This is a genomic window from Bacteroidota bacterium (assembly GCA_018266755.1).
In the GTDB taxonomy this organism is placed as follows: Bacteria; Bacteroidota; Ignavibacteria; order Palsa-1295; family Palsa-1295; genus JAFDZW01.
Map to the genome: position 1 here is coordinate 151,136 of JAFDZW010000002.1, position 19,641 is coordinate 170,776.

The 19,641-nt window shown below is 54.6% G+C and carries 13 protein-coding genes; 7 read left to right on the plus strand and 6 right to left on the minus strand.

Features of this window, described 5'->3' with window-relative positions; all coding sequences use genetic code 11:
- Positions 1 to 168: 168 nt before the first annotated feature.
- From JSS75_03170 to JSS75_03185, 4 genes are all read left to right on the plus strand, one after another.
- Positions 169 to 1,932: a T9SS type A sorting domain-containing protein gene (locus tag JSS75_03170; GenBank protein MBS1902684.1), complete on the plus strand. Its 1,764-nt coding sequence runs from the start codon at positions 169 to 171 to the stop codon at positions 1,930 to 1,932.
- 773 nt (positions 1,933 to 2,705) lie between these two features.
- Positions 2,706 to 3,983, plus strand: coding sequence for a 30S ribosomal protein S1 (locus JSS75_03175; GenBank protein ID MBS1902685.1), 1,278 nt, complete (start codon positions 2,706 to 2,708; stop codon positions 3,981 to 3,983).
- 226 nt (positions 3,984 to 4,209) lie between these two features.
- A complete protein-coding gene (locus JSS75_03180; protein MBS1902686.1) occupies positions 4,210 to 6,018 on the plus strand; it encodes a hypothetical protein in 1,809 nt (602 codons plus the stop codon).
- A 128-nt stretch (positions 6,019 to 6,146) separates the two neighbouring features.
- Positions 6,147 to 6,887: a Rieske 2Fe-2S domain-containing protein gene (locus JSS75_03185; protein MBS1902687.1), complete on the plus strand. Its 741-nt coding sequence runs from the start codon at positions 6,147 to 6,149 to the stop codon at positions 6,885 to 6,887.
- Positions 6,888 to 6,952: 65 nt separating this feature from the next.
- Here JSS75_03185 and JSS75_03190 read toward each other — a convergent pair whose 3' ends face one another.
- On the minus strand, positions 6,953 to 7,918 hold the full coding sequence (locus JSS75_03190; protein MBS1902688.1) for a transporter: 966 nt from the start codon (positions 7,916 to 7,918) through the stop codon (positions 6,953 to 6,955).
- An 86-nt stretch (positions 7,919 to 8,004) separates the two neighbouring features.
- Positions 8,005 to 8,373 carry a hypothetical protein gene (locus JSS75_03195; protein MBS1902689.1) on the minus strand — a complete coding sequence of 123 codons (369 nt, stop codon included), beginning with the start codon at positions 8,371 to 8,373 and terminating at the stop codon, positions 8,005 to 8,007.
- Positions 8,374 to 8,486: 113 nt separating this feature from the next.
- Here JSS75_03195 and pckA point away from each other — a divergent pair, with 113 nt between their 5' ends.
- The 3 genes from pckA (at position 8,487) to JSS75_03210 (ending at position 11,921) form a co-directional block, all read left to right on the plus strand.
- The gene (gene pckA / locus JSS75_03200) at positions 8,487 to 10,076 is read left to right on the plus strand and encodes a phosphoenolpyruvate carboxykinase (ATP) (protein ID MBS1902690.1); all 1,590 of its coding nucleotides are present in this window, start codon (positions 8,487 to 8,489) and stop codon (positions 10,074 to 10,076) included.
- A 614-nt stretch (positions 10,077 to 10,690) separates the two neighbouring features.
- The gene (locus JSS75_03205; GenBank protein MBS1902691.1) at positions 10,691 to 11,134 is read left to right on the plus strand and encodes a transcriptional regulator; all 444 of its coding nucleotides are present in this window, start codon (positions 10,691 to 10,693) and stop codon (positions 11,132 to 11,134) included.
- Between the two features lie 52 nt (positions 11,135 to 11,186).
- On the plus strand, positions 11,187 to 11,921 hold the full coding sequence (locus JSS75_03210) for a hypothetical protein (protein MBS1902692.1): 735 nt from the start codon (positions 11,187 to 11,189) through the stop codon (positions 11,919 to 11,921).
- Positions 11,922 to 11,940: 19 nt separating this feature from the next.
- On the opposite strand, the gene JSS75_03215 is transcribed toward JSS75_03210, so the two are convergent.
- The 4 genes from JSS75_03215 to JSS75_03230 all read right to left on the minus strand — a co-directional run bounded on the left by JSS75_03215 (position 11,941) and on the right by JSS75_03230 (position 19,557).
- The gene (locus JSS75_03215) at positions 11,941 to 14,208 is read right to left on the minus strand and encodes a hypothetical protein (protein MBS1902693.1); all 2,268 of its coding nucleotides are present in this window, start codon (positions 14,206 to 14,208) and stop codon (positions 11,941 to 11,943) included.
- Between the two features lie 648 nt (positions 14,209 to 14,856).
- Positions 14,857 to 16,650, minus strand: coding sequence for an ABC transporter ATP-binding protein (locus JSS75_03220; protein ID MBS1902694.1), 1,794 nt, complete (start codon positions 16,648 to 16,650; stop codon positions 14,857 to 14,859).
- A gap of 77 nt (positions 16,651 to 16,727) precedes the next feature.
- Positions 16,728 to 18,293: a sigma-54-dependent Fis family transcriptional regulator gene (locus JSS75_03225; protein ID MBS1902695.1), complete on the minus strand. Its 1,566-nt coding sequence runs from the start codon at positions 18,291 to 18,293 to the stop codon at positions 16,728 to 16,730.
- 73 nt (positions 18,294 to 18,366) lie between these two features.
- Positions 18,367 to 19,557, minus strand: coding sequence for a hypothetical protein (locus JSS75_03230; GenBank protein ID MBS1902696.1), 1,191 nt, complete (start codon positions 19,555 to 19,557; stop codon positions 18,367 to 18,369).
- Positions 19,558 to 19,641 lie beyond the last annotated feature (84 nt).

The following is a 19,641-nucleotide window of genomic DNA, read 5'->3' on the forward strand; positions in this document are numbered from 1 at the left end:
CTGTTCGTACAGGCCTCAGACAACACAGTGGTGCCTGGTCACCAGTCAAATGGGTCGGGTGTCTACGTGGTCTCAAATAGTCTAGCTGGTTGGCATTCAATTTGCGGCCCTAGTGCCGATCGTGATATACGGTTTACTGCTCTTAACAACCACGTCTGGGCGAGCGACATGCTGGGCACCTTGTGGTCAAATACGACCGGGATCGGAGGTGACGCAACGCTTCAACTATCCACGGATAGTCTTTCTTGTAATGTTTCCGGTTGTCCGTCGGACGTGGACACCGCCATCGAATTCACATTCTTCGATCCGTGCAACGGCGACCAAGCCACGTTTGTGGGAGCGACCCTCAGCGGTTCGTCCGCATTTTCAATCGTTCATCCTTCGGACAGCGTTAGGACGATTCACCCCTCCGACAGCATTGTACTTCGCTACCACGGTACGGGTGTCTCCGAAGACAGCGCTGCGCTACATCTGCGCCTTCATTTGGGCTTCGTCGATAAAGATACCACTATCTCCCTGCATGGTTCGAGTCGCGTAGCTCCTGCTGTACCCATACTCTCATTTAGCAAACTGTCGTTCGATCACAGCGGGTGTTTGTCAACTGATACGGCCGTTTCAATTACGTATCGCGATACCTGCAGCGGACAGGAGGGAACGCTCGTTCAGGCTAAACTCCAGGGCTCATCGAATTTCATACTCCTCTCACCGACAGACTCGCCTCGCGTACTGACTGCGAATGATTCGATCCGAATCCGCTTTAGCGCAACCCCGGGTGAAACAGACACCGCGCAACTTTTCCTGCGGCTAGAATTGGGTAACACAGAAATCGACACGACGATCTCAATTGTCGGCACGAGTAACAAACAGGTCGTCAGGCCCCAGCTATCGGCAACTACGCTTTCATTTGCTGCGATACGATGCCGAAGTAGTCTCGATTCGGTAATCACGTTTGTATTCATCGATAGCTGTAGCGGCCAATCGGCCGATCTCATCAGCGCCACACTTGTCGGTTCCCAGAGCTTTACATTGCTTTCGCCATGGGATGTGCCACGCACGACACATGCAGGCGATTCCATCGTGATACACTACGCCCCGCAGATGAGTGGCACGGATAATGCTCAACTCCTCCTCAAGTTTCGTCTCGGCACTTCAGAGTATGATACCACGATCACCCTCACCGGCGCAGGGCGGATCCAGAAGGAGAACCTGACGCTGCGTTCCGCGTTCATAACACCATCCGTCGCCACAGGGCAAACCACGAATCTCGTCATCACTCCAGATAAAGCGATTTCATCTCGTGGCTTGTCAAAGATTGAGTTTGATCTACTCTACAACGGCGACTTGCTCGAAAAGACGGCCGAAGCAACGAACGTTGGCGGTGCCACGATAGTGACCACACCCCTAACCCCTTTCCTCGGAAAGGAGAGAGGGGTTCATGTCGTTGTCAATGCTAATGACATGTCTCTCGACCCGACGCTGGCCATAGCACGACTCACGTTCAAAGCATACCTGACAGATACGACCTCAACGACAGTTGCCATCTCCAACCTTCAGCTCAATGACGGCGATCAGGACTTTTCAAACTGTGTCCTCTCGGCGGATACCTCTGCGACAACGTTCACGCTTGCGCTGCAATGCGGAGACAGTATCCTTTCTCGCTTTCTTCGGACGAAGGGGCTCTTCATCGATGCAATCCGTCCGAATCCGTCGTCAGGAGCGGTAAGGCTTTCGGTTCGTTCGGCGGCGGCTGGCGTGGCCGAGATCGAAGTGGTCAACACACTCGGCGAGGTCGTCTGGCAAGAACAGCAGAATATTCCGAATGGCGATGCGATGATCCGGCTCGATCTGGGCGGACTTGCGAACGGGATCTATTATCTACGAGTCCGTACTGGTGAGCGTGCCTGCGGCGGGAGTCTGGTGATCGAGCGGTGATAGGGGGATGCAAGGTGCCATAAGGGTGGCGAGGCTCCGCCGAAGGGATTCTTCCCCTTCGCGTTGCTCAGGGTCAGAATGACAGGTGGTTCAATGTAGAGACGCGCATATGCGCGTCTCATGGTTCGGAAAGTACCAATGATTGATTGAGTGGTTTGCGAAAGCACCACCCCACCCCCTCCTTGTAAAGGAGGGGCGCTCTTATTTGTCTTTGCTTACGCTGAAGTCAAGATACCGCCAGTATCTTCAAGCCGGCGCAAGCAAGGAAAAACAGTTGCCCCTCCTTTACAAGGAGGGGGTGGGGTGGTTGCCTCGGGCGGTGCGAATCTTTCAGAAAGCAAGAACAGGCGGACAGCGGAGACGCGCATATGCGCGTCTCCACAATAGCCCCAGGTGCTCGGAATATTAATTCGTTCATAGGCACCTTGACACTGGTTCTTGAATGATGTATCTTGTTCTTGAAGTGACGGGCACCAGGCGTCACAGATTCAAAATATCCATTGAAATGCAAATCCACATATACTCAGACCGCAAGCTCCCAGTTCTTCCGGTCAGGTACTCAGTTGCCCGGGTGTGTGCACAATTATGTTGTTGATGATTTATGTACTTACAGACCGAATCCCGCAAATTGGCACCTCACTGGTAGAGCAATGCTGAATCTTCGAAAGGCTGCCAAAATTTCATCGTTCGTATTTCCCCAGGCCGCGAGAAGGACGGGACATTTTCGGCTCCGCCGTCGTTCTACTCTCCCCTATCGCAAAGGAAGGACCAAGATGGTATTCGATATCGACGCACACGATACGCCGACCGCAGCAGCTTCGACCGAAGCCCCTGTACCGGCACCTGTAACGGAAGACATCACCACGCATGTTGACGGCCAGTTGTCGCCGACATCCGCTCACTTCGAAGAGCTTCGCAAGCAAAAAGCGACACTCAATGCGAAGGTGCTGAAGTGGGCCCGTAACGGCCTCGAGGTTTCGCTCGAGGATGGCACGGTCGCGTCGATGCCGAACAACCATATCGATCTCGATCCCGATCGCAATATCGCCAAGTACTTCGGCAAGACGTTGCCTGTTCGCGTCCTCGATGTTCGCCATGAGAACGGCGCCGACCATGTGCGCGTCTCGCATCGCATGGTTCTCGAAGAAGAACTTCGCAAGAATGCAAAAGATACGCTCGAGCATCTGAACGTCGGCGACACCGTCGATGTGAAGGTGAAGTCGTTCAACATCAAGGATGTCGTCCTCGATATGGGCCCGGGCGTCGAAGCGGTGATCCTCGGCAAAGACCTTTCGTGGCAGCGGTTCAATCACCCGTATGAGATCTGCAAGCGCGGCGAAACGCTCAAGGCAAAAGTTCTGGAGATCGACAATCGTAAGCGCTTCGTTCGCTTCGGCGTGAAGCAACTGACACCCGACCCGATGGTCGAGAAGTTTGCAGGCATATCCGAAGGCGATGTCGTAAATGCGACGGTCGTTTCGATCGTCGATCAGGGTGCGGAAGTTTCGTTACCGAACGGGATCGTCGCATTCCTGCCGATCTCGGAGATCTCGTGGGATCGTATCCCGACGGTCTCCGACGGCGTATCGATGGGCGAAGAGTTTGAAGTAAAGTTGTTGACCATCGAGCCGAAGCGCCATCGCGTGACCTGCTCGAAAAAGCGGTTGATCGAAAACCCGGCCCGTCAGCGCGAAGAGACGTATCGTCTGAATTCGGATCACAACGCCACGATCAAAGAAGTCACGAAGGGCGGCCTTGTCGTCACGTTCGAAGACGGCAACGAAGGGTTTGTCCCGCGTCGCGAGCTGAGCCACGATCGTATCGAACGTTTGGAAGATGTCTTCCGCAAGGACAAGCCGATCGAAGGACTTCGAGTGATCGAATACGATCGCCGCAATGGGAAGATCGTCCTGTCGCTGATTGCCGCCGAAAAGGAAGCGCAGCGCACGACGCTTCGCCAGTACCGTGCTACATCGAGTGGATCGAGCTTTACGCTCGGCGAACTCGGCTCGCTCAAAGAGAAGCTCGAAGCGGCAGAACGCGGCGAGTAACGATCATTGACACTACGAGTGATACGAAGCGCGGCCACATGGTCGCGCTTCTGATTTTTACGATCCGATGTTGTGTGCTTGGTCGCAACAATCTGTTTGTTGTGCCATTTCTGACATCGATCGTGTTTACTACGCGACTATCACCGTTACTGTAGAAGGCGCTCTGACCCGATCGCAACACATACTCTGTACCGTTCTGCTGACGCTGCTCGGCTCTTCGGCTGTAGTGGCCCAACCGCAGACACTTCGCCTGCCACCGTCGCTGGAGCGCGAATTGAAACTTCGGGGAGCGAACATTCCGCGTGTCATTCGTTTCAGCGATACGGTCAAAGCCGACAAGATCATCGCACAAAGTCTTCGTTCCAATTCTGGGAAAGAGCTGGATTCGACGATGGTCCACGACTCGGCGATCGTCACGATCGACTCCGCCGTATCGCTCTCGAACAAGGAGTGGCTCGACTCGATGATCGCGGAGTTGCCCGAAACGGAGCGAACACCGCAAGGACTCCGCTTTCATTACCCGGACCGTATGATGGTAACGACCGCACGGCGCCAAGTGCCGTTCGATTCGTCGCTGCCGATGCGAATGGATCCTGTGTCGAAAGAAGATCTGCCCCTCTTCGACGAACTTTCGACGCCAAAGCCAGTGATCGCCGCTGCACCACCACGCTATACCCTTCTTGTTGGCGTCGGCACGCCGTATGCCCCGATGATCGAGGCTGGCGCCCATGTGGTGAGTACGGACCGCTCGAGTATCGACGTACACGGATCGTATATCAATCGCATCGCGTCGGAAAGTCCGTTCGCGAACGAATGGAAAGCTGGTGCAACCGGCATCTTCTCGTTCCCCTCCGAGCAAATCCCGCTGCGCGACGCAAGCCCCGTGCTCACGGCACGGCTCGGAGCCAGATCGCTGTCTCGTGATCTCGTTACCGATAGCGGACGTATCGATGCGGCACTCACCCGCTCGGAACTTGGTCTTCGATTCGATGTCGGTTCGACCGAACGACTCCGTGCTTCCGCATCGGCCGACCTCTCGTTCTTCACCGACAATGCCGCGACTGGACTATCGGAGAGGCACGGTGCAGTTGGCATCACGATGGATCATCGTGCGAGCAATTCAACATTGGCGTATACGATACGACTGCGCTACGATGGTGCAAACGCCGCATCATCATTGTCTGGCAGTACGGGCATCGGCGCAGCAACGCTATCGGCCGGCCTGCTTTCGGCATCCGACCAATTCATCGGTTGGACGGCGGGCGCATCGCTGATCCTCGCTGCCGATCCGGTAATGAATACGACGTATCTCTTCCCGTGGCTTCGTGCGTCGACGCAAGTGACACGAGATCTTTCATTCTACGCCGAACTGAAACAGGATGCGACCGCCGGTAGCTACGACGAACTTGCTGCGCGAAATCCGTTCTACGCTCCGATGCAGATCGCACATGATACACTGCTTCGGTCGCTCTTGACAACCGACGATCGGCGAGCAGCGATCGCGAAATATCAGGCGACGCTCGGGGCCAGTTACTTTCTTTCGAGTGACGAGTATTTGCGTTGCACCATCTCGTTCGGCACGACGCACGGTGCTCTGGAATTCGGTTCGATGCAGGATTCCGGTGCGATCACCCGGTATTATGCGCTCCCCACCGATATACATATTGCGATCTTCGAAGCGGACGCAGCGATTGAGTTCTTCCGCAACGACCGGCTCACACTCGATCTGCGCTTCGCGTCGACACGCTCGGTACAGGACGACAAACAGCTCCCGTTCGAGCCGATCGTCAACGCACATGCCAGCTACACGTTCGGCTCTCTGAGCGAGAAACTACGACCGATGCTCGGCGTTGGAATACTTTCACGCACAACGGCAAATTACGTGTTCCTCAACGCCGGAGCAGATTACCGGATCGACGAAAGGTGGTCGCTGGGACTACGTTTAGAGAATCTCCTTGGCAGCGACGGGAGTTTCTGGGTACCGTACAACGAGAATGTCAGACGCGCACGTCTCACCCTCAGCGGCTCGCTATGATCGCGGTTTGAATGCGACACCCCTGAAACAAAGAAGGAGTTTTCCGTGTCTTAACACAGATTTTACCCAGTCGTGGGGTAGGCTCGGCACATCCGAAACCGCAACGTATGAATTCGAGAAGAGACTTTTTGAAACAAGCTCTTGGAGCGACGCTCGTCACTGCAGCCGCACCAATGGTGTGCGCATGTGGGTCGAAGGTATTTGCCATGGGTGGCATTGATAATGGAATACTTGGTACGATCCAGATCAAGAACTTCCTCAGCACCTACCCGGCATTGAAGGCAATAGACGGTTCTGTAATTTACCGTCCACCGACACCGAATAATACCAAACCAATTGTCATTACCTGCACAGGTACCGGACCTTATACATTTAGCATACTGACAGCCATTTGTACGCACCAAGGGTCAACGGTACAAGCATACACGAAGGCTCGTGGCTATATCTATTGTTCGACCCACGGCTCAAGATATGGTATTGATGGAAGCGTATTGAATGGACCTGCCACCCTCCCCCTCTCTTCCTATACCTATGAATACGACGCGGCAAACGACATTCTTTCGATTACCGGCTCGAAGTTGACCGACGGTGTCTCCGAGACCTCTTCGGGCTCGTTGCAGTTGATGCAGAATAGCCCAAACCCGTTTACCGAACGCACAAGTATTCGGTTTACTACTCCGTCCGATGGTCACGTAGTTTTCACGGTGAGCAATGAGACCGGGACAGAGGTCGCAACACTCGTTGAGGGACTCCTTACCGGCGGAGATCATACCGTCGAATTCAATGGCGATGCACTCGCGGCAGGCGTGTACTTCTACCGCCTCTCAACCCCGCATGGAACGCTCGTCAAGCAGATGGTAAAACAATAAGACCCGACGTTGGAATACTACAGAACGGGACCCGGAACGTGGGTCCCATTCTGTATTCAACAAAGTCAAAGCATCCACTGCACTCCGCCAGCGAGCCGGTAGGACTGCCCAAACTGTTCGCCGTTCAGATATTGCCGAACGGGAATTTCGGCACGTGCATCGAACGAGAGTGCATCATTGAAGTGAATGCGCAACCCTGGTGCAACAAAAAATATCGATCCGCCGGAGTCATCGATTGTTGTTCCATCCTGAGTTTCCTTCGCTCGAATCTCCCCGCCGAAAGCGAATGTGAGAAATAATGCCGTCGAAGCAGCTTCGTCCGGCAATAGTCTGAAGCGTGCACCGACATCGGCATTGGCGTAATTGCCATAGCGATGTCCGCGAGCGCCGGTACCGGTGAAACCCGCAAGAGCATTGATCCCGACGGTCCACCGCTCCCTCGACCAGATCGCCCCCACGCCTGCCAACCAATCGGTCGAGCCGCTGCCAGGTTGAAGGTCGATATCCATATACTCGCCGGCGAATTGCCGATCGGTTCGTCCGGTGGGGAGCTTTACACCCGCTGTCGCACTGAGCACGACGAGCGCGTCGTCCCACGACGTCTGATCACTTGCCCGGAGCATGAGACTCAAGTCTCCGAAACCGTTCGCCGACGGGCTGACGATCTTGGTCCCGCCATCTTCAGGGAAGTCGCTTGCCGTTCGGACGACGTACGGCACATTCACGACCGCTGTAAGTGGTGTCTCGGTAAAGCGGTAGAAGAATGTGAACTGGTTCGTCAGATAGGATTCGTGAAGGTTATCGGGGTTCGGAATCGAGTTCGAGCCTTCATATTTCGATCCGAGCAGTAATGACCTGACCTCATATCGAATACCCGATCCTCCTGCTTCGAGCGCCGTCAATCCTTGCGAACATTCGCAATAATCGCACTCCGAAAGCGGTGATGCAGGGAGATGAATATTGCACCATTGTGCGGATACAGAGACAACACTACAAAGTAGGATGCACACAGAAACAATGATTGATTTCATAATAAAAAAGCACATGCCTTTGAACGGTAATACAAGTACGGGCATAGCCTACGCCCGCGTAGATAGTTAGTCCTGGAAGAAACCGTTCAGGCACGAGGAGGGCGAAACGGACTCTCGAGCAGTCCGTGGAGTGTCGGTTTATAAGGATCGAATGATGCCAGATCACGGTGCACGTCAGGAGCTTGCAATACGAACGCAGTGGGGATCGTCGGCTGCGGATCGGCAATCTGAATTCTGCTGCCGGATGAGGGTGACGACTCATCGGCACTACCCGATCGATCGGCGATCTCCTTCACATGACATTGCCCCTTACAACATGGCTTCGTAGGGTTCTCGCAATGTTCGATAAAGAAGTTTTTCGCGACCGTCGAATAGGCGAGCCACACGGCGGTTGCTCCGTTGTAATAGAGCCCCAATACCAGCAAAAGTACGATATGCAGGGTGGTTCGGCGCATCGGCAAATCGTAGAACAGAACCCCCCGGGGATTCGTTTTAATACGTCCTGCTCACCGCGAGGAATTCTTAATTGTCATCTCCGGCGAACAGACCGACTATATATTCGATCACAATGAGCCAAGAAAAGACACAGTCTACTGCGCTGCTCCACGATCACGGAGTTTCGCATTCACGTATTCATTTTAATTTATCTGCCGAAGAACTCTACGCCGAAGCGCTATCGCGAGGCGAGGGCAGACTTGCTTCCAATGAAGCGCTTGTTGTTTCGACCGGCAAGTTCACCGGTCGCAGCCCGAAAGATAAGTTTATCGTTCGCCACCCGTCGAGCGAGAAGCATGTGTGGTGGGGCACGGTCAACCGTGACATTTCCACCGAGCAATTCGATCGCCTCTATGCCAAGATGCAGGCGGCAATGAACGAGAAGGAGCTTTTCGTTGCTGATCTGTATGCCGGCGCAGACCCGACGTACAAGTTGAATGTCCGAATCATTAATGAGTATGCCTGGCATAATCTGTTCTGCCAGAACCTCTTCATCGTTCCGAGCGCATCGGAGATCGCGCAGCACCGTCCGCAGTTCACGGTCATCGACATTCCGTCGGTGAAAGCCGACCCGTCTACCGACGGAACGAACAGCGAGACGTTCATCGTGCTCAATATCGAGAAGGGGCTCATCCTGATCGGCGGTACCGAGTATGCGGGCGAAATGAAGAAGTCGATCTTCACGACGCTCAACTACCTCTTGCCGCTGCAGAATGTGATGCCGATGCACTGCTCGGCGAACATCGGACCGGATGGCGATACCGCCATTTTCTTCGGTCTCTCCGGCACTGGCAAGACCACTCTCTCCGCCGATCCGCTACGCAAGCTCATCGGTGACGACGAGCATGGTTGGAGCGACAAGGGTGTCTTCAATTTCGAGGGCGGTTGCTACGCGAAGTGCATTAAGCTCTCGCAGGAGCACGAGCCACAGATCTGGAGCGCGATCCGACGCGGGTCGGTGCTCGAAAATGTGGCCATTGACGAGAAGGGCGTGCCGGATTACAACGACGGTTCGCGCACAGAGAATACCCGTGCTGCCTATCCGCTCGAGTATATCGACAATGCCGTCATCCCGAGCGTCGGTGGACATCCGAAAAACATCGTGCTCTTGACTGCTGACGCATTCGGCGTACTTCCGCCAATCTCGAAGCTTACCAAAGAGCAAGCGATGTATCACTTCATCAGCGGCTATACAGCAAAGCTCGCCGGTACCGAACGCGGCGTCACCGAACCCGAACCGAACTTCTCGACGTGCTTCGGAGCGCCGTTTATGGTGCATCACCCGAGCGTGTATGCCGAGCTCCTCGGCAAGAAGATCGACGAACACGGTTCGAAGATCTGGTTGGTCAATACCGGATGGACCGGAGGTCCGTACGGTATCGGCAAACGTATGCATCTGCCGTATACCCGAGCGATGGTCAACGCTGCGCTTGAAGGCAAGCTCGACGGCGTCGATACGATGATGGACCCTATCTTCGGGCTGCACATTCCGAAGTCGGTGCCCGGAGTCCCGAACGAGATATTAAACCCGCGCGATACGTGGGAGGACAAGTCTGCCTACGACCGCGATGCAAAAGATCTCGCAGTGAAGTTCGTCGAGAACTTCAAGAAATTCGAAGCCGGTACTCCGGACGAGATCAAGAACGCCGGACCGAGAGCCTAACACAGTTTCGACCGTTACGGTCGTTTCATCGGACAAAACCCGCCCACACGGCGGGTTTTTCTTTGTCCTGAAATTTCGGGAACGAACTTGCAGTAATTTGACTTTATAATTCAAAGTACTTTATACCATCCATCAATTACTATGGAAACCATCAATGCACAAGAAGACCTAGCCTTCATCCGAAAGATGATGACCGATTCCAGTACCATTATGGTCGATGACGGAAAGCCGTCAATCGTATGGGGTATCATCGTTGCCCTCGGAATGATCGTTACCTACATTTCAGCCCTCCTGGAGAAAGACCTCGGAACCGGATGGATGTGGATCGGTCTGTCGATCCTCGGCTGGGCCTACGTGTATTTTTATAAGATCCGGAAGGTCAAGAAGCTCAGGATGCGCACGCTGACAAGCCGCTTGCTGGGCTCAATCTGGGGCGCATGCGGCGTCTGCATCGGCCTGGTCATTACATTGACATTCGTCTCACCGCAAATCTCGGGGGAATACCTAATTCATCCGTTGGCGATCATGTCCATCACGTCGATCATTGCGGGTATGGCGTATTACGTCAGCGGAATCCTATATGACAAAACTTGGGTTCGCAACATTTCCTACGGATGGTGGCTCGGTGCAATCGAGATGATGCTTTGGCCATCTGTGCATTCGCTCGGTGTGTACGCTCTAATGCTCATTGCATTTCAGGTTGTCCCCGGGGTTCTATTATATCGCAGCTCGAAACGAGAACTTTCGACGATCGTAGCACAATCGTGAAGAATTTCGACTACCAGCAGATCGACGAACTCATCCATTCGCGCATCCGGCTCGCGATCATGGCCGTTTTGGCTTCGGTCGACGAGGCAGAGTTTACGTACCTGCGCGAGAAGGTCAACACGACCGACGGGAATCTGAGCGTACATCTGAAGAAGCTTGAGGAAGCGAAGTACATCGCCGTGAAAAAGAGCTTCCAGGATCGTAAACCGATCTCGCACTACAAGATCACCTCAACCGGGAGAAAGGCATTCGAGGCATACATCGACAGCCTCGAGAAGATGATCCGCTGATATTTTTTCGCAGTTTTTTTATCCATTAACTTTATTTTTCAAAGTACTTTATATGGACACCGAATCAAAATCCCATGCCCCAACCTTCCGCTTCAGAAGCGTCTTCTTCCTCATTTGGCTTACCGCCTGTTCAAACGACCCGGTAGCGACCGTGCCCGTCGCGACGAACCATCAGCTCCACGTCGGCGACACCTTCCGGTACGGCGAGTACTCCACCGACGAATCGGGAGTGCGCATTCCCGGGTCCGATACAACGCGTGAAGCGTCCGTCGTGGCAGTTGGACAGCCGCTGTTCGGAAGGTCCAACGTGTCGGTGGTCGCCACAGGTCGTGACACGACGTATTTGGCCGTAGGCGCTGACTCATCGGTGATAATCTGGGAGGAGGAGATCCCGATCCTCAACGGCATTAGCCTACCGGGTCGTTGGTTCGTTTTCCCGCAGACGATCGGTACGTTCGTCGTCTGCGACAGCACGGTCGAAACATCGCTCGCCGGTATGGAGGCAACCGTAGAAATGAAGATGACGTCTGCATTCGTGAGCAAGTCGTCACTGGGTGTCTCGACGAAACAGTATGACGCGATCAACTGCGCGAAACTCGTCACCGTGACCGTGACACTCCCGTCGATCGACCAGAGCTACACAACCGTCGTTCGAGTGGACTACTCATACATTCCGACGATTGGCTACTTCGGCCGAAAGACGGTCAACACCAACAGCAACTCCAGCTACAGCCCGATGCCGAATGGCAGTGTGGTCGATTCGCTTGTCTCGGTCAGTCTTCGGTAACGACGAACGTATTCGTCCCTTACTGCAACACCACCATCTTTGAAAGGCGGCGCTGGCCGTACTCTATCCGGACAATATAACTGCCTGCAGTGTAGTGTTGCATGTCGATCTCAATGCGCGGACCGTCATCCTGGGTGACGGTTCGCGTGACGAGGTCCTTCCCAAGGATGGAGCTAACCGTGATCGTCATGCTTCCTTCGTAGCTTCCGGAGGGTGAAAGATCGAGCGCGATGCGTTCGTGCGCCGGATTCGAAACGATGCGGAAGTCGAGCGGCGACTGAAACTGTGATACCGGAACGGACGATTGTCCCAACACTTGGAACGGAATGATCTCTCGGCCGCCGAAACTTGCGAGATTATTGGATGTCGTTGCATTCCAGATCACGACCTTCTTATCATCGCGTAACGAGTAGCTTCCGAACTTCGCGCCCTGGATGAACCACGGATACAGTCCTTGCGGGATCTCGCTTTCATCATAGATGATGAAGCGGTAGCAACCCGTTGCCAATCGGAATGTGTCCTTCACGCTCTCGCCATCCGCAAAGCCGCCCTGGCTATAGAGGATCTTGTCCGATGCATCGCGCACCTCATAACGGATGCCATTGTCAATGCCCGCAGAGGACATGTCATCGACTTTCAATGCCAGTGCGATCACGCTCGAATAGATCTTCGGCATGAAATAGACCGAGCTGCCCGTATTGTTGTTCGTGTACTCGTCGGCCGTGCCGTTGGGCTGGTCCAGCACGACATTGAACGTGTTGGTGTCGGTGCCGAGATTTATGCCCGGCAGGGTGATGACACCGGTCTGGTAATACTTCAACAGACCGGTCCACTGAAACGTATGATCGGTCGCGCCGTTGATGCCGTAGCGGATCGTAAGCGATGTCAGATCCGACTTCCCGTTGTTTCGAATATCGATGATCGGCGCCATCTGAGAGCAGATCGGGTTCGTACGCTTGAACTGGGGTTCGTTCGTCGGAGCCTCGATCGCCATGATGGCCACATCGGTATTGTATTTCGGTCCTTTCGAATAGATCGCCTGCGCCTGCACAGCGTAACCGCCACCGGACACATTGTAATCTTCGAACCGGTAATCGACATTGATCGAATCTCCCTTTTTGCCGTAGGCCGTCAGATCGTAATCCCACGGATCTACTTTGTCGCCGGGACACCAACCGGCGCGGCTGAGTGTCCACGTACCGGTCTGCGGATAGGCCGGGTTGAACATGCAGTCGGTGCGCCAGAGGTGTTGCTCATAGCGTTTCGTCCCGTCGAGCCAGATCTCATGCGTCCGCTCCAAGAACTCTGCCGCGGCCGAAGGTCCGGCGTTGCCATGACCGGTCGTAAACGTACGGAATGTCACGAAGTCAGCATTGGGGTCCATGTACACGTTCACCGGTTTGACGTAGTTCGAGATCGGGTCGTTGACGTTACCGTACGGATAATAGCCATCGTAGAGGCGGTCCACACGATACGTCTCGCGTGCCGGCGAGCCTTCGATCATGTCGAACGACAACGAGTACAGCGAGCCTTGCGTGTAGCCGTCGTAGGTGGACAAGAACTCGACACTGTCGTGCATCAGGAATGCGTAGTCGGTCACATCCATCGTCCACACATAGGTCCAATTCGTCGGGAAACCCTGTCCGTACGGAGTGATGTAGCGGGCGACCTCATAATCGAACGTCCGCTCATACGGCCAGTACGCCTTGACCGTCTTCAGATGGTACACGCTATCAGGACGGACATAGAACGAATCGACTTTCGCACCAGTGTTATCATATAAAAAATTCCAGTAACCGGCAGGCCATACGGTGACAGAATCGATCGGCTTCCATGGGTTGACAAAATTCTGATAGAGCATGATCTGCACCGAGGCAGAAGCTGCGGTATCCGTCTTCTTCTTTGTGGAGTTATATGACGTCGTGATCGTCGGCGAATGGCTGAACTGGAAGGAGTCCTGCATTCCGCCGTTGACGGTGAAGTTCGGCGCATCTTTCAGTACCGAATCGATGATGCCGGTATGCTGGCGGAGGATGACCTTCGTCGTGTAATCCCATTGGCCGCAGCTTGGCTTCGGACATGTCAACCGGTAACGCAGCAACACTTTTTCGTAATGTCCTCCGGCCGCAGGAAAGACGCCCCAATTATGGATCGTCCCGGGGAATTGGTCCCAGAGGTGCTTATCAACGACAACGACGTGGGTCGTGTCGCCTACTTTTGCCTGAAGATCGGTAATACCGATGAGCACCAGCAATGCGGCGCAAAGTACAACGAGGGGATTCTTCATAGTGTGCTGTGATGCAATTGAGCGACTTACAGAATGCCGACGACGAAGGAATCGTTCGTATATCCAAACTCGGTCTGTAACCTCCTTATTTTTCATCCGAACATCGCTACACACGCGCACAACCTCCCCTAACGAAAACGTCCGCCGAAGCGGACGTTTTGCGAAACCTGATGGTGCCCATTGTTGGGTTTTTTCCATGGATACAATATAATAGGTCAAGGTGCCTGTGGAAGATTTAATATTACGCGCACCTGTGGGAATGAAGGTGTAGGGTGTTGTAGAGACGCGCACATGCGCGTCTCCTCTTCCGTCATGTCCTTGCTTCTCGGAGACACGCACAGCCGAGTGTTAATTTAGGCGACTAAGTCTCTATTTTTATACGATTCAATCCGAGTGATTGCAGTTCTTTACGGGTCTTTATCGGTTTCGGTGCCTTACTATTCCTGCAATTGAACATCCTTGCTTGCGCCGGCTTGAGGATACTGACACCATTTTGAATTCAGCGTAAGCAAAGACACTAAGAGAGCCCCTCCTCGACGAGGAGGGGTTGGGGTGGTTCTTTCGTACACCGCCCAACTAACTATGGACACTATCCGAACGATGAGACGCGCATGTGCGCGTCTCTACGATACATTGGTATTGTCCGCCTTAATTCTTCATCCGCATCACGCCGGTTTCGGCGAGGACTTTGGCGGCGCCGTGGGTGCGTTCGCCGATCTGTTGGCGCCACATGGCAAAGTAGAGTCCCTTCTCGGCGAGGAGGTCGTGGTGTTTACCGGCTTCGACGATCTCGCCGCGTTCGAGCACGTAGATACGATCGGCATGCATGATCGTCGAAAGGCGGTGCGCGATCATGATCGTCACCAAATCCGACCCTGAGCTAACGTCGCGGATCGTCTCGTTGATCTCTTCTTCGGTCAGCGAGTCCAGTGCGGACGTCGCTTCGTCGAACACGAGCAGGTCGGGTTTGCGCAGGAGCGCGCGCGCGATCGAAAGGCGCTGCTTCTCGCCACCGGATACCTTCACGCCGCCTTCACCGATCACGGTATCGAGGCCATCAGATGCGCGCGCAAGCAACCCTTGACACGATGCTTTGTTGAGCACGTCCATACATTCTTCATCCGTCGCGCCCGGTCGCACGAACTGTAAGTTCTCTCGGATCGTCCCGCTAAAGAGCTGCGTATCCTGCGTGACAAACCCGATGCGCTCGCGGAGTTCGTCGAGATCGATCTGCGAACCCGAGATGCCGTTATAAAGTACGTCGCCTTCCTGCGGACGGTAGAGCCCGACGAGCATCTTCACGAGCGTGGTCTTCCCTGCCCCCGACGGCCCGACAAAGGCAATCGTCTCGCCCCGATTAACGGTGAACGAGATATGCTGCAAGGCCGGATACTTCGCCGACTGATGTTGAAACGAGACGCCTTTGAATTCGAACTCCTTGAGCATCCCGATCGCCTTCGGATGCGCCGGTTTTTCTTCCGGCTTCGCGCTCATGATGTCCGAGAAATTCTGCAGCGACGCTTCTGCCTCGCGATACATTGCAATGATGTTGCCGATTTCCTGCAACGGACCGAAAATGAAGAACGAATAGACCCACAACGAAAAGAACTGGCCCGGCGCGATCGCACGGGTGAAGATCAAATAGAGCATCAATAGCAGCAGCGACAAACGCAAGAAGTTGATCGTCGTGCCTTGCAAAAAGCTCAGCTTGCGTACATACTTTACCTTCTTGAGTTCGAGCGCCAGAATCTTATCGGTCGTCGAGTTCAATCGGTCGATCTCCTGATGTGTCAGCCCGAGGCTTTTTACAAGCTCGATATTCCGGAGCGATTCGGTCGTCGAGCCCGCCAGCGCGGTCGTCTGGGCAACGATCGTCTTTTGGATGTTCTTGATACGACGCGAGAGTGTGAGGCTCAGGAACCCGATCAGCGGAGCGATCATGAAATACACCACGGCGATCGCCCAATGCAAGTACAGTGCATACACCGTGACAAAGATGATGCCGATCACGGAGGTGAACACGACGTTGATCGTCGATGCGATCAGGCGTTCGATATCCGTTCTGACCTTCTGCAGCTTGCCGAGCGTCTCGCCGCTTCGCTGGTCTTCGAACATCGAGTACGGCAACTCGAGCGAGTGGCGCACGCCGTCGGTGTAGATGCGCGCACCGAGTCGGTTGGTGATTACATTGATATAATAATCCTGGAAATTCTTTGCCACACGCGAGACGAACGCCGTTCCGGCCGAGAGCAAGAGCATAAAGCCGACACCCGTAAAGAACTGCTGGGTCGTGTAGGACGAGAACTTCAACGCGTAAGTATCGACAATACGACCGAAGATGTAGGGGTCGAGCAGCGAAAAGATCTGGTTGACGGCAGCAAGTCCCAACGCCAACGCGACGAGCGGGCGATAGTACTTCAGGTACGATATTAATATCTTCATGGGTGGTCTGCGTGGGGCAGTAAGAATGAGCGTATCCGCGTCTCTACGCAGGAACAGGCGCCGGGTAACAGACGATCTTACTCGAGATCGTCGAGATCGACATCCTCGCCGCTCCCTTTATCCTTCGTCAGCCCGAACTTGCGCATTTTCGTATAGAGGTGCGAACGCTGGATGTTCATTGCTTCGGCGGTGCGGCTGATATTCCAGTTGAATTCGCGCAGTCGTTCTTCGATATAAATCTTCTCGGCGCGGTCTTTGAAATCCTGGAATGTGCCGGCAGCCAGCGCTTCTTCGAACGGATGAATTCCCGCCCCCGCGTATGCCTCGACTTCGGCCGCTTTGATACGCGCCATATCGGCGGGGGTCAGGATGACGCTCTTTGCCAGTTCGTCGTCTACACTCGCCGGGCTCGCGGCGGCCCCAGCAGACGGAGCCACGGAAGGTTGGGCCGGGCTTGCGCCAGGCATCATACTGAATGCAACACCAAGGCGTTCGACGTCTTCGCGGTGCACCGTCTCTGCGCCGGTAAGGATCACGATGCGCTCGATGACGTTACGAAGCTCGCGGATGTTGCCGCTGTACGGAAGCGAGACGAGCAAATGGATCGCCCCTTCGTCGAACTTCGGCGCGCGACGCTTCGCTTCGGCAGCGAACTCCTCGGCAAACGCACGCACGAGCATCGGGATGTCCTCGCGCCGTTCGCGCAGCGGCGGAACAAAGATCGGAATGACGTTCAGGCGGTGATAGAGATCTTCGCGGAACCGTCCGCCGCGGATCTCCTCCGGCAAATTCTTATTGGTTGCGGCGATCAGTCGCACATCGACTTTGATCGGCTTGCCGCTCGACGAACCAACGCGCTCGATCCATCCTTCGTCGATCACCTTCAATACTTTTGCTTGCGCTTCGAGCGACATATCGCCGATCTCGTCGAGGAAGAGCGTGCCGCCGTCGGCTTGCTCGAACTTCCCGATGCGCTGTGCCTGTGCGCCGGTGAACGAGCCTTTTTCGTGGCCGAAGAGTTCGCTCTCGATCAGATCGCGCGGAATCGCAGCACAGTTCACTTCGATGAACGGCATCTCGGCTCGGCGCGAGCCTTTGTGAATGCCGCGGGCGACGAGCTCCTTGCCCGATCCGTTCTCGCCGGTAATAAGTACCCGTGCTTCCGTCGGAGCGACACGTTCGATCATGGATCGGATGTTGCGCATCGCAGCCGAATTGCCGAGCATATTCTCGCGTCCTTGCAGGCGCTCGCGCATGATGCGAACCTGCGTTTCGAGATGCTTCTTCTCGGTAGCGTTACGAACGATGAGCAATAACTTTTCCCGATCCGGCGGCTTCTCGACAAAATCGAACGCGCCGAGCTTCGTCGCTTCGACCGCGGTTTCGATCGTTCCGTGACCGCTGATCATGATCACCGGCACATCGGAGCGTATCTCGCGAATGCGCTGCAACGTTTCGAGACCGTCCATGCCCGGCATCTTGACATCGAGGATGATGCAATCGACCGGTGTCCCATCGTTGATAATCTTGAGGCCGTCCGAACCCGACTCGGCGGTCAGCACCGAGTGTTTTTCGTATTCGAAGATCCACGCAAGTGTATCGCGGATCCCCGCTTCGTCATCGATAATGAGGATGTGCGCCATGTAGGAAGATGTGTCGTAGCGAACCCTTACTACAATGCTGAGGACTGTTTAGTTTTCTATACAGCGAAATAGGCTAATATCGCTTATAAGGGGTTGATATATAGCGCGATGCGTCGGCATGCGAGCCGGAGACATCTTTCATTTGCATTACCCGGTTATACATCATCAATGCATTTTTCCGATCGCCGCGAACGTCGTACGCCTCCCCCATCAAGAGCTCCGACTTCGCAATCCACCACGTCACTTCGTCCGGGGTAACTTTGCGAGACAACAAATTGCTATTATAGAGATAATACAACGCCGAATCAATGTTTCCGCCCGAGCGATACAAGAATCCTTGTCCGATGAAGTACATCGCTTCGCGAGCCTGCTTGATCCCGTAGCCTTCGCGTTGTTCGCGCGCCCGTGAGAGCATCACCCGATACGTTGAATCGTACTGCGGCAACTGACCGAGACTCACCTGGCAGAACCCCAGATAATGCAGGAAGGTCGAGTTATTCGGATACTTCGCGGCGAGGATTTGCGCGTACTTCATCGCGTTGTAGTAGTCGCGCTGATAGACATAATAGATCTTCAGCAGTTCGTACATCGCTTCGGTTCGGGAGTACGTCGCATTCTGCGCAGCGTACTCAAGCATCTGTATGCCGATGCTCTTGCTGCCGGTCGCGAACATGCTGATGATCGGCGCGAGCGCCGGGTAGTCTTCCTTCTCGGCCTCAACGTAAAAGTTATACAGCCCACGGCCGAACATCACATCGCCATTCGACGGGATATGTTCTTCCAGCCGGTTGAGGTACTCGACGCCCTGCTTTGCATCGCTCAGCAGTAGATCAATCGCGTCTTCCCACTTCGGGCGAATCGCAAAAATGCGCGCATGCATGCCGAGCGCAGCGCCTTTGTAAAACAATCCGGCCAAGTCGAACTCATTGGAATCGAGCAGCGCCGTAGCGCGCGCGAGCGACTGGTACAATTGCTCGGTGTATGCTTTGTCGTAATTCGTATTGTCAGGATTGGTGACAGCACGCCAGAAGTTCACCATTGCCTTGTAGAAGAACCCCGACGGATGCTGCGGTGCTTCGGAAATCACGGAGTCGAACGTCCGGTCCGCAGCGTCGTACTCCATGTTATAAGTCAGTTCGATCCCTCGGTGAATCTGCTGGTCGATAAGTCCCGATTGAAGGATCCACTGCGACGACGCCGTCTGTACGACGGTCAAGACGAGTGCTGCCGAAATGCCGAACCTCAGGAATGTACGTCTGCTCATAGATAATAGAGTTCAACGGGACACTACGCAAAAGCCGTTCCAGAGTTCTCGGGGATACATGCGGAGCCGCTATTCAACGTCGGG